Source organism: Sulfurovum sp., assembly GCF_041551015.1.
GTDB lineage: Bacteria > Campylobacterota > Campylobacteria > Campylobacterales > Sulfurovaceae > Sulfurovum.
Genome location: NZ_JBFENQ010000049.1, coordinates 1 through 11,370 on the forward strand (window position 1 = coordinate 1; position 11,370 = coordinate 11,370).

Genomic DNA, 11,370 nt, shown 5'->3' on the forward strand with positions numbered 1-11,370 from the left:
TATACAGCATCCTGGTCTTCTTTCTTTCTCAGACTCACACCAAGTAAAAACATAAAAAATGCTCCACCTATCCATGCAATAGCTGCTACAAGGTGTAAGTGTATCGCCCAGCCCACTACTTACCTTCTTCTTTATTATGGTGACCTAATGAACAGTGTTCTTGTGCATTATCCATATTTAACAAAAGTAAATTATTAGGCTTGATTCGGTTATACGTATCTGCTTCTTGTATCAAATAAACTTCTACACCTAGTTCTAAAAGTGTCAAAAATGTGTTATAGCCTAACTCTTTCACATAGAGTGTATCTATATCTAACGTCTTGAAATACTCAAAAAATTCTGGTGATTTTGATGTTTTATGCGGATTTTCCTGTACGATGATCTGACCTTCATCAAGAAAAGCAAAAGAGTGTGCTTTTCTAAAACGACCGGCAATGGTTTTTTTGTCTTCTTCTACAGGAATAAGTGTCATTAGCTGTCTAGCTTCAATACAGCCATAAATGCTTCTTGCGGTACTTCTACGCTACCGATGGACTTCATACGTTTTTTACCTGCTTTTTGTTTCTCTAAAAGCTTTCTTTTACGTGTAATATCTCCACCATAACATTTTGCCGTCACATTTTTACCCATGGACTTAACATTAGAACGTGCGATAACGTTATTTCCGATACTCGCCTGAATAGCCACTTCGAAAAGTTGTCTCGGTATAAGTTCTTTGAGTTGTGCAACGAAAGCAAGTCCTCTTGTACGTGCCTTTTCTTCAGGAACAATAATAGAGAGTGAATCTACTACCTCTCCAGCAACTTTAATGTCAAGTTTTACAAGTTTACCCTCTCTAAACTCTATAGGTTCGTAGTCAAAACTTGCATACCCTTTCGTCATAGATTTCAACTTATCGTAAAAATCCATTACGATCTCATTCATAGGAATGTCATACTCTAAGAGTACACGTGTTTCATTCAAGTAATCCATCTTGATCTGAATACCACGACGATCATTCAGTAATTTAATAAGATTACCTACATACTCTTGAGGTGTCAAAATGGTTGCTCTTACGTAAGGTTCAAAAATCTTATCTATTTTCTGTGGTTCTGGAAGTTCACTTGGATTTTGTATCTCAAGTTCAGTCCCATTTGTTAGTTTTACTTTATATACAACAGTAGGTGCAGTGGCAATGAGCTCCAGGTTAAATTCACGTTCCAAACGTTCTTTAACTACTTCCATATGAAGCATTCCTAAGAAACCTGTTCTAAAACCTGATCCCAATGCCATGGAACTCTCTGGTTCAAAACTCAAAGAAGAGTCGTTGAGTTTAAGTTTGTTTAACGCATCACGCAGATCTTCAAATTTATCTGTCTCTATAGGGTAAATACCTGCAAATACAAAAGGTTTAGCAGGTTCAAAACCATGGATCATCTCTGCTGTAGGATTTTTAGAATCTGTAATAGTATCTCCCACTTGCAGACCATCGACTGTTTTAAGTCCCATGACCACGATACCTATCTCACCTGTACGTATCTCATCTGTTTGTATGTTTGCTATGGGATTTGGATACATCATACTGAGAACCTGATGTTCATCTTTGGTTCCCATTACTTTGACCATCTGCCCTTTTTTGATACTTCCATCAAAGACACGAACCAACGCAAGTGCTCCCATATAGTTGTCAAACCAAGAGTCGTAAATGAGTGCTTTAGTTGGTGCATTCTCATCACCTGTTGGTGCAGGAACACGGTCAACTATAGAGTCGATGAGATCTTTAACCCCTACCCCTGTTTTAGCGGAAACAAGGTTGTGTTCGGTTGCATCGATACCTATGGCTTCTTCCAATTCTGCAAGTACTCTATCCGGATCAGCAGCCGGTAAGTCTATCTTGTTTACGACAGGTAAAAGTTCCAAGTTATTTTCTATAGCGATATAGACATTGGCTATGGTTTGTGCCTCCACCCCTTGTGCCGCATCTACGATGAGTAAAGCACCCTCAGAAGAAGCCAGAGAACGGCTTACTTCATAAGAGAAGTCCACATGACCCGGAGTGTCTATGAGGTTAAGGATGTAGTGTTCCCCATCTTTCACATAGTCAAGACGCACAGATTGTGCCTTAATTGTAATACCACGTTCTTTTTCGATGTCCATTGTGTCCATAACCTGTGCAGACATCTGTCTGTCTGTTACAGCACCACACTCTTGTATAATACGGTCAGCCAATGTTGACTTCCCATGATCGATATGTGCAATGATTGAAAAATTACGTATGCGTGATTGAGGTATTGGCTTAGCCATTGAATTCCTTGTTTTTCTTACTTACTAGTTTGTCTCAAATAAAGAGTTTACACTCTCATTATTATGTACTCTTCGGATAACTTCACCCAGCATAGATGCTGTTGAAAGCATTTTGATCTTCTTAGATGATTTTGTCATAGGAATTGTGTTAGCAACAACAAGTTCATCTAATTCACCCTCTTCTATACGTTCATAAGCAGGACCAGAAAGCACCGGGTGAGTACAACATGCCATGACCGATGTAGCGCCAAGTTTTTTAAGCGCAGCTGCCGCTTTAACCATTGTTCCGGCAGTATCAACCATATCATCGATGAGAATCACATCTTTACCTTCAACATTACCAATGATATTCATTACTTCACTCTCATTGGCTTTTTCACGTCTCTTATCAACGATAACCATATCAAGACCCAATTTATTGGCAAAGTATCTTGCTCTTGCCACACCACCTATATCTGGAGAAGCAATAACAGGATTTTTAAAGTTTTTTGCTTTTATGTAATCCATAAATAAAATAGCACCGTACAGGTTATCTACAGGGATGTCAAAAAATCCTTGTATCTGCGAAGCATGAAGATCTACTGTAACCATACGAGTGATACCGGCTGTTTCCATAAGGTTTGCGACAAGCTTCGCCGTAATAGGTACTCTTGGTGCAGCTTTTCTGTCTTGTCTTGCATAACCATAGTAAGGTACTACAGCCGTAATAGACTTTGCAGAAGAACGTTTCAATGCATCTGTCATAATGAGAAGTTCCATAAGGTTACCGTTGGCCGGTGCAGAGGTAGGCTGGATGATAAATACATCTTTACCACGTACAGATTCTGCAATTTTCACATTAATCTCACCATCAGAAAAACGGTTAATATTAGCCTTGGAAAGAGGCATTTCCAAGTAAGTTGCTATCTCTTCAGCGAGCTCAGGGTTTGATGTTCCCGAAAAAATCATATATCCGCTCATGATTGTACCTTTGTGTCTATTTTGTTACGCGTATTCTACACAAAAGTTGATAAAAAGGTGATTTAAAGCTCCTCGGTATTACACTAAGATATATACTAATTAGAACTATGGATAGTAATGATACGAAAAGTTTTTAAAAAAAAGCCGTCTGGCGGAAATAAAATAGATGCATTTTTAGAGAAGTACAATTTACCAAAATCTTATCTGGCTGTAAACAGACGGATGATAACTAGAGGTGTCGCAGTGGGGCTGTTTTGGGGATTCATCCCTATGCCAATGCAAATGCTGGCAGTCATGGCCACCACACCGTTTTTCCGCTTTAATGTACCTATAGCAATCTCAATGGTTTGGCTCAGTAACCCTTTTACCATGCCTCCAATGTACTATATGGAATACCTTACTGGAAATTTCCTGTTGGGTCGCGAGGGTCTGGAAGATATAGAGTTAACTACGACATGGTTTACTGAACATTTTGATGACATACTTGTACCACTTTATGTAGGTACTTCATTTTACTCTATCGTAGTCACAGGTATCATTTATGTAGTACTGAACAGACTTTGGGTGAACTCCGTCCATAGTGAAAAAAAAGAACGTGAACACAGAAGAAAGAAAAAACAATCAAGAAAAAAATCTAATACTCCTGAAGTTTAACACTCACTTAACATGAATATGTAACAATGATTCTTGTAGCAAACATTAGTCACTTTATTTTTCTTCAAATAGCCCCTTTTTAGGGAGAATGCTTTACAATACCATTTGATATATAGTTTCAACAACTCTATATAAACCAATCGTTAACCAAACTACTTTATGATTAAAGAAAAAAGAACTTAATTATGTATAAAAAACTGACCCTTACTTTCCTTCTTATTAGCTCTTTTTCCACTTTGCATGCGGGGTATATGCTTAAAGAAAGTACACGTACAAAAAGCAAAATAGACCGTATGCCTAAAAACAAAATAGCGGATATGAAAAACATCCCTCAGGACCCTGCATATTATGCGGATCAAATCAAACCTTTTGCTAAAAGTAAACAAAAAGAACTTGATGAAAAATTTAACGAGAAGTACTTTAAACCATGGAGTCTGACATCATTAGATATTCCTGAGAAAGACTTTGGTTGGGAAATCAGATTTATCACAAAAAAACCTATTTATAGAGCTAAAGGTTCTATTATACGTGCTTCAATTTATAATCAATGGATAGCCAATGCTAACTATGACAACATTGATAGTAAAAAATATAAAGCCATCACTGTACGCCGTACTGATGTTAAATCACTTCCAACATCATCTGCTTTTTTCAGAGATCCTAAAAAAACGGGTGAAGGCTTCCCTTTTGACTACAACCAAAATTCTGCACTGCACATTAATATACCACTTTATATTTCACATTTTTCTAAAGATAAAAAATGGGCATTTGTAAGGGCATCTTACTCCTTTGGTTGGGTCAAAACCTCTGACTTGGCACTGGTAAGTAATGACTTTATAAAAACATTTAAAAATGATAACTACGCTATGGTCATTAAAGACAATCTTAGACTTTATAATGATACTAAAGATATCTCTATAGTTAAAATAGGTGCCCTATTCCCAATCTCTGATGATCAAAAATACCTTGTAGCTTCACGTGATGCTAAAGGAAGAGCTCACATTGAGAAGGTAACAGTAAGTAATCCAAATATCATTGCTAAAAAACCTCTGCCTTTCACAGCCAAAAATGTAGGTATGTTGGCAAAAGAGTTTTACGGTGAGCCCTATGGTTGGGGAGGAAGTTATGATTGTCGCGACTGTTCTGCTACAACTAGAGACTTTTTAGGAGCATTTGGGATCTTTTTACGTCGAAACTCAAGTAAACAGGCTGAAGATGGGAATGGCATTTCAATAGAAGGTCTTGCAAAAGCCAAAAAGAAACAGAAGATTATCAAAGATGCTGAACCTTTCCGATCTTTACTGTATGTTCCAGGACATGTCGTACTTTATTTAGGTGAATATAAAGGAGAACCCGTCATTATGCATACCTATTGGGGTATTCGTAAAAAAGACCGTACAAAACTTATTACTGCACGTACTATCATTAGCAGTACTGAACCGGGGAAAGAACGTGCAGATATTAGAGAAGAAAGTAAGTTAATTAACACACTTAAAACGATAGTCAATTTTTAACGCTTATTTAGATAGAATCTAAGCATGAAAATAAAAGAAAAAATAAAAATATTTACAATTACCATCACTGCCGGTATTCACAAAGGCAAGAAGATAGAAATTCCAGACATCTTCACAACACGCAGCTCAAAAGGCATCCTAAAAGAATCACTTTTTAATACTTTGCAATTTGATATCATCGACAAGAATTTTGTTGAAGTCTTTGCAGGTTCCGGATCCATAGGACTCGAAGCACTAAGCCGTGGGGCAGGACAGTGTTACTTCATGGAGTACAATAAAACCGCCTTTCGTTGTCTGGAAGGTAATGTTAAACGTGTTGACCCTTCAAAGTGCCATCTTTTTTATGGTGATAGTTTTGAAAAGTTTGCACTTGTCTATGAAATGGTCAAAAAAAGCAATGAGAAAACCTACTTTTATTTTGATCCTCCTTTTTCTACCCGTGACGGTATGGATGACGTCTATGACAAAACCATCGCACTTATAGAGACTATAGAACCTGAGGTATGTGAAATGGTCATTGTTGAACATATGACTAGCCTTGATATGCCGGAAGAGATAGGTGCATTAGTGTTGATGAAACGTAAAAAGTTTGGTCGGAGCACTATGACCTATTATAAACCAAAGGACTAATATGGCAAAAAGTAAAACAGAAGATCACATAGCATTGTTTATAGACTGTGATAATATTTCGCATCGTTCTATAGAAGGTATTATCAATGAGCTTAGTAAATACGGGGTAGTAAACATACGCCAAGCCTATGGTAACTGGACAAAAGACAACCTCAAGAACTGGGAAGAGAAACTCTTGGAGTTTGCTATTAAACCCATACAGCAGTTTGACTATTCTAAAAACAAAAATGCCACAGATATTCTCATGACAATAGATGCCATAGATCTTCTTCACACAAAAGACATTGATGCTTTTGCATTTGCAACGAGTGATTCTGACTTTACGCCTGTAGTCATGCGCGTACAGGCAGAAGGCATTAAAGTCTACGGTTTTGGTGAAAAGAAAACACCTAAACCATTTATGGCGGCATGTTCACAGTTTATTTTCACAGAACAACTTATGAAGATAGAAGCAGCAAAAGTAGTAGATATAAACGATACACATACGATAGATATACAAGAAGCACCGATAAAAAAGTCAGGTAAAGAGATGCGTCAAGATACCTGGTTGGTAAACGTACTAAGAACCGCATTAGAGCAAACGATGGATGAAGATGGATGGGCAAACTTAGCAAGTATTGGTCAATACATAAACAACTCTACTTCATTTTCACCTATTAACTTTGGGTATAAAAAACTAAGTAATCTCATCAGTGAGATAGACCTTTTTGATATTTATTTGGATCCAGAGACTAAACAAATGAGTATCAGAGATAAAAGATTCTACTAAACAGTAATCTCTTTCTTCTCTTTTTTCCCTTTAGGTTCTGGCTCCACGAATTCTCCTTTAATAAGTCCCGCTTCATGTAAGAACTGTGAAGGTTTATAGTCTATTTTTTTCACTCTGTCAAATTTCGCTAAAGAGAGATAAAGTCTGTCTTTAGCCCGTGTCACAGCAACATAAAACAATCGACGCTCTTCTTCTATGCTCGACATCATCTTTCTATTTGGGAATCTTCCGTCTACCAGGTCAATGACATAGACTTCCGGAAACTCCAAACCTTTACTTGCATGTACAGTAAGCAGATTAACACCCTCACCTTCACTGAGTTCATTCCCACCCAATACCATGGCATTCACAAAACGCCGTAACTCTACGTACTGACGTGAAAGGTCTAGTAAAAGATGGGCTTTTCTCTGTATACGCTCTTTGGCCTGTTTCTTCTTCTCTTCATCGACTTCTCCGGATTTAAGCCGTCCTCTTTGCGTTGCCAAAAGTTCTATAATGCCAACATAGAGTTTGGAAGCAATAATATTTTTTAAAATATCAGATGGTTTTTCCAAACTGTGTACAGACTTCATAAGCGTATAAAACTCTTTAAAAAAGTCCATACCGTCATTGCTTAGTTTTGCATGTTTTAGCAGTGGATGGTTGTAAAGTGCACTCTCCAGGTTCATATGTTTAAACCTCGCAACAGATCCTATCTCCTGATCATCATCGAAGAGTCCAAGCTGAACATTTTTGTTAGGGTTAAGCTTAGGTAGATCATGTACTTTTGGGTAGAGTACCCCTTGCATGAAATTCCCCTGTCCAAAGTGTAAGAAACACTGAAAAAACTCTTTGGAAAGTGCAGACCCTACCCCTCTAGCATACTCAAACACATGGATAAATGCCATCATATCTTTTGGGTTGACAAGCAATGCCAAAAGATCAAGCAAAAATTTTATCTCTTTTGCATCGAAAAAACTTGTTCCGCCTTTACGCTTACATGGGATACCATATTCACGTAAACTTGCTTCAACTCCATCGGCAGAAGAGTTGTTTCTAAATACAACCGCTATCTGATCGTTCGGGACATGGGTACGTTTGATGCCCTCGGCAATAGATTGATACTGCTCAAAAAGATCATTGTACATCAAAAGCTTAGGAGGATAACTCTTTACATCACGTCCCACTTCCAGTTTTTTAGGGTAGATACGTTCATTTCGCTCTATAACACGATTTGCCAAAGAGAGTATAGGTGCAGTAGAACGATAATTTGTTTTCAGTGTAAAAACACTCGCATTGGGGTAACGCGTTGAGTAGGTAGCAATATTCTCTATGTTCGCTCCATTAAAGGCATAGATACTCTGGTCATAATCTCCTACACAAAAAAGAGATTTTGGTTTGAGTACATCTATAAGAGCACTCTGAAGTGTATTGGTATCTTGATACTCATCGACGAGCACTTCTTCAAAAGGTATAGTATTTTCTTCTAAGTGGCTTTTCATGCGTAACAACAGATCATTGAACGAAGCAAAGCCGTAGTCTATCTTCTCTTTTTCAAACTCTTGAGTGATATCCATATAGATATCCATTACAGGTTCATGATCCGGGTATTTTTCCAAAAACCATACATCAAAGCTTTCTAGAGAAGCATTTTGATACAATGAGTACATCTCATAGAGATAGGTAGCCGAAAAAGGCTGCATGGTAAGATTCATACGCTCAAAGTTACGTTTTTCATAAATACTTCTAAAAAGTGTTTTAAGCTCTGAAGGTTGTTTAAGTGCCAAGTTTGGATATATTTCTTTGAGCCAACGGTAAGAGACTGCATGGAAGGTTCCAGATTCTATCTTAGATACTATTTTCTTGGGAAAATAGCGTTCAAGACGCGCTATCATCTCTCCTGCAGCTTTATTTGTAAAGGTTAAGAGTAATATCTTGGAAGGTTCCGTACCTTTATGTAAAAGGTGTGCAATACGCCCTACGATTGTAGAGGTTTTACCTGTACCCGCACTGGCAATGATAAGATTATGTCCTAAAGGTGCCGTAGCAGCACTAAGCTGCTCGTCATTGAGAGAGGTTAAAGGCAATTATTTTTGACCGATAATGTAGTAAGTATTTTTATTCTCTACCTGTTTAAGTTCAAGTTTATATTTGTCTGCCCAATGTTTTACTAATTCGGTAAAAGCAGAAAGGTTATCTGCCCCAATATCTTCATCACATTTTATTTTGAGATGATCTTCAGAATTTGACATAGCTATAAATCCTTTTTCTACAGCCAATGCATCATTAAATGAAGGAATATGCGGTGAAAACTTTTCAAAATTCCTTGTATTTGCGATAATATTATTGATTTGTTTCAGTGTCTGTTCACTTTTTGTATAGCCAAGTTGTGTTAAAAGTGCTTCTGGTGTAAGTTCAAGGTGCATAACTATCCTAAGTAGTAAAATTAGAAGTTGATTGTAACAAAACTTTGATTAGTGAAGCGTTAGGGAAATTAAAATTCCCTAAATTTTAAAAAAGTGTATCTGATGGTGTTTCAACACGTGATATGAGATCTTTATAATGTTCAACATTTTGAAAGGCTTTTTCATAACGCCATCGTAAAACAAATTCAATGATCTCATTTTTAAGTGTATTTTCTAAAGTCTCAGCTTTACCAAAATATCCTAAAGAGATATTTTTAGCTTTCTTCTTTCCATTCTTATCTGGCTCATAAGTGATGGCAATTACTTGAATGTACTTTCCGTCACGCACTTCACCAAAATCTTCTTCTTTCAAACCGATACCTGACAGGTTCATCGCTTTATATTTAAAGACTTTATCAAAGTCTGGAGACTTCTCAAAAATTTTGAGTTTTTCATAAAGTTCTTTTACCCGTGCAATATTCTCTTCTCGAACATTATCACAGTTTTCCGTTACTTTTTTAACAGCTTTTGATGATGGTTTTTTTTCACTTTTTTTGACTTCTTTGTCCTCTGTGGATATAACAGAAGAAATCTTTTCTTTCTCTTCTATTTTATCTTCCAGACGACTCGTAAGTGCCCTTAACTTATCTAAACTACTCGACATTCTTTTCCCTTAAAATGGGGCATATAGCCCTTCTTGAGTACATATTATTAAATATAATACAGAAGTTTTAATAATAGTTACTTTAAATCATAGTGAATAATATGAATTTTTCTATTTTTTAATTTGAAAAGCCCTCTTAAAACTAATATTATTTAGTATAAAATACTAATTTCATAACCTAAATAGCTCGCTTCTAATCCATATTTAGATAAAATCATATAAATATATTTGAGGATGAGATTGATGGATTATTTAGAGATAGTTGGTGGAAAGAAGTTAAGTGGAAATGTCACAATAAGTGGTGCTAAAAATGCTGCCCTTCCAATCATTGCAGCAACCATACTTAGTGACAAAGAGGTCACATTAACAAACCTACCAAATGTTGTAGATATCCGAACACTTCTCAAACTTCTTACAATGCTTGGTGGAACCGTTGATCATGATAAAACAATCGCAAAAATCAATAATGGTTCTATTACTTCTACCAAAGCAGTCTATGAAATAGTCTCTCAGATGAGAGCATCCATTCTGGTATTGGGTCCCCTGCTTGCAAGATTTGGAGAATGTGAAGTGAGTTTGCCTGGCGGTTGTGCCATTGGTCAGCGTCCTATAGACCTTCACCTCCAAGCTCTTGAAGAAATGGGTGCACATATAGAGATAAAAGGTGGATACGTTCGTGCTGAAGCACCCAATGGACTTCATGGGGCAAAGATAATCTTCGACAAGATCACTGTAGGTGGTACGGAAAACATCGTTATGGCTGCTGCTTTGGCTAAAGGGACTACAACTATCATTAATGCAGCAAAAGAACCTGAAGTGGTACAACTCTGTGAGATGATACGTGACGCAGGCGTAAAGATAGAAGGTATAGGTACTGATGAGCTTACGATAGAAGGTACAGACAGAAAACCTCTTACATTTAAAACTGTTGAGATCATCCCTGACCGTATCGAGGCAGGAACCTACCTTTGCGCAGGAGCTATCACGAACTCAACCATTACTCTTAACAAAGTAAACCATAAACATATACGCGCATCTATTGATAAGCTAGAACACATGGGTTGTACATTTGATATGGAAGATGACAGTATTACCATCCATCCTACTCAAACCCTTACACCTGTAAATCTTATCACTGTAGAGTATCCGGGCTTCCCTACAGATATGCAAGCACAGTTCATGGCACTTGCAGTCATGGCTAAAGGAGAAAGTCTTATAGAAGAGCGTCTCTTTGAAAACCGTTTTATGCACGTAAGTGAACTCAACCGTTTAGGTGCAGATATCTGGCTCAAAGGGAGCACAGCGGCTGTAAAAGGTGTTGAAAAGCTCTATGGAGCAGATGTGATGGCAACTGACCTAAGAGCCTCTTCAGCACTTGTTCTGGCTGCACTTATTGCAGAAGGTACAACCAATGTAAGACGTATCTATCACTTAGACCGTGGATATGATGATCTAGAGGGAAAACTCTCTGCACTGGGTGCAAATATCGTGAGGAAGAAAGAGAGTAAGTAA

The 11,370-nt window shown here is 37.4% G+C and carries 11 protein-coding genes; 5 read left to right on the forward strand and 6 right to left on the reverse strand.

Going from position 1 to position 11,370, the window contains the following annotated elements; translation table 11 throughout:
• Positions 1 to 115: 115 nt before the first annotated feature.
• The 3 genes from ABZC96_RS04700 to ABZC96_RS04710 are packed head-to-tail and all read right to left on the reverse strand — an operon-like array spanning position 116 to position 3,243.
• Positions 116 to 472: a NifB/NifX family molybdenum-iron cluster-binding protein gene (locus ABZC96_RS04700; protein ID WP_373029440.1), complete on the reverse strand. Its 357-nt coding sequence runs from the start codon at positions 470 to 472 to the stop codon at positions 116 to 118.
• Complete coding sequence (lepA, locus tag ABZC96_RS04705; protein WP_373029442.1) at positions 472 to 2,283, reverse strand: translation elongation factor 4; 1,812 nt, start codon at positions 2,281 to 2,283, stop codon at positions 472 to 474. Before lepA ends, ABZC96_RS04700 begins: the two co-directional genes overlap by 1 nt.
• A 24-nt stretch (positions 2,284 to 2,307) precedes the next feature.
• The gene (locus ABZC96_RS04710; protein ID WP_373029443.1) at positions 2,308 to 3,243 is read right to left on the reverse strand and encodes a ribose-phosphate pyrophosphokinase; all 936 of its coding nucleotides are present in this window, start codon (positions 3,241 to 3,243) and stop codon (positions 2,308 to 2,310) included.
• Positions 3,244 to 3,360: 117 nt separating this feature from the next.
• Here ABZC96_RS04710 and ABZC96_RS04715 point away from each other — a divergent pair, with 117 nt between their 5' ends.
• The 4 genes from ABZC96_RS04715 to ABZC96_RS04730 all read left to right on the forward strand — a co-directional run bounded on the left by ABZC96_RS04715 (position 3,361) and on the right by ABZC96_RS04730 (position 6,810).
• A complete protein-coding gene (locus ABZC96_RS04715) occupies positions 3,361 to 3,897 on the forward strand; it encodes a DUF2062 domain-containing protein (RefSeq protein WP_373029445.1) in 537 nt (178 codons plus the stop codon).
• Positions 3,898 to 4,082: 185 nt separating this feature from the next.
• On the forward strand, positions 4,083 to 5,411 hold the full coding sequence (locus tag ABZC96_RS04720) for an SH3 domain-containing protein (protein ID WP_373029447.1): 1,329 nt from the start codon (positions 4,083 to 4,085) through the stop codon (positions 5,409 to 5,411).
• A 24-nt stretch (positions 5,412 to 5,435) separates the two neighbouring features.
• Positions 5,436 to 6,041, forward strand: coding sequence for a 16S rRNA (guanine(966)-N(2))-methyltransferase RsmD (rsmD, locus tag ABZC96_RS04725; protein ID WP_373029449.1), 606 nt, complete (start codon positions 5,436 to 5,438; stop codon positions 6,039 to 6,041).
• A 1-nt stretch (position 6,042) separates the two neighbouring features.
• Entirely contained in the window at positions 6,043 to 6,810 is a 768-nt protein-coding gene (locus ABZC96_RS04730) for an NYN domain-containing protein (RefSeq protein WP_373029450.1), read from the forward strand.
• Here ABZC96_RS04730 and ABZC96_RS04735 read toward each other — a convergent pair.
• From ABZC96_RS04735 to ABZC96_RS04745, 3 genes are all read right to left on the reverse strand, one after another.
• Positions 6,807 to 8,876, reverse strand: coding sequence for an ATP-dependent helicase (locus tag ABZC96_RS04735; RefSeq protein WP_373029451.1), 2,070 nt, complete (start codon positions 8,874 to 8,876; stop codon positions 6,807 to 6,809). The genes ABZC96_RS04730 and ABZC96_RS04735 overlap by 4 nt on opposite strands.
• On the reverse strand, positions 8,877 to 9,215 hold the full coding sequence (locus ABZC96_RS04740; protein WP_373029452.1) for a hypothetical protein: 339 nt from the start codon (positions 9,213 to 9,215) through the stop codon (positions 8,877 to 8,879).
• Between the two features lie 85 nt (positions 9,216 to 9,300).
• On the reverse strand, positions 9,301 to 9,858 hold the full coding sequence (locus ABZC96_RS04745) for a hypothetical protein (protein WP_373029453.1): 558 nt from the start codon (positions 9,856 to 9,858) through the stop codon (positions 9,301 to 9,303).
• Positions 9,859 to 10,101: 243 nt separating this feature from the next.
• Between ABZC96_RS04745 and murA the strand changes: the two genes are divergently transcribed.
• Complete coding sequence (murA, locus tag ABZC96_RS04750; protein WP_373029455.1) at positions 10,102 to 11,370, forward strand: UDP-N-acetylglucosamine 1-carboxyvinyltransferase; 1,269 nt, start codon at positions 10,102 to 10,104, stop codon at positions 11,368 to 11,370.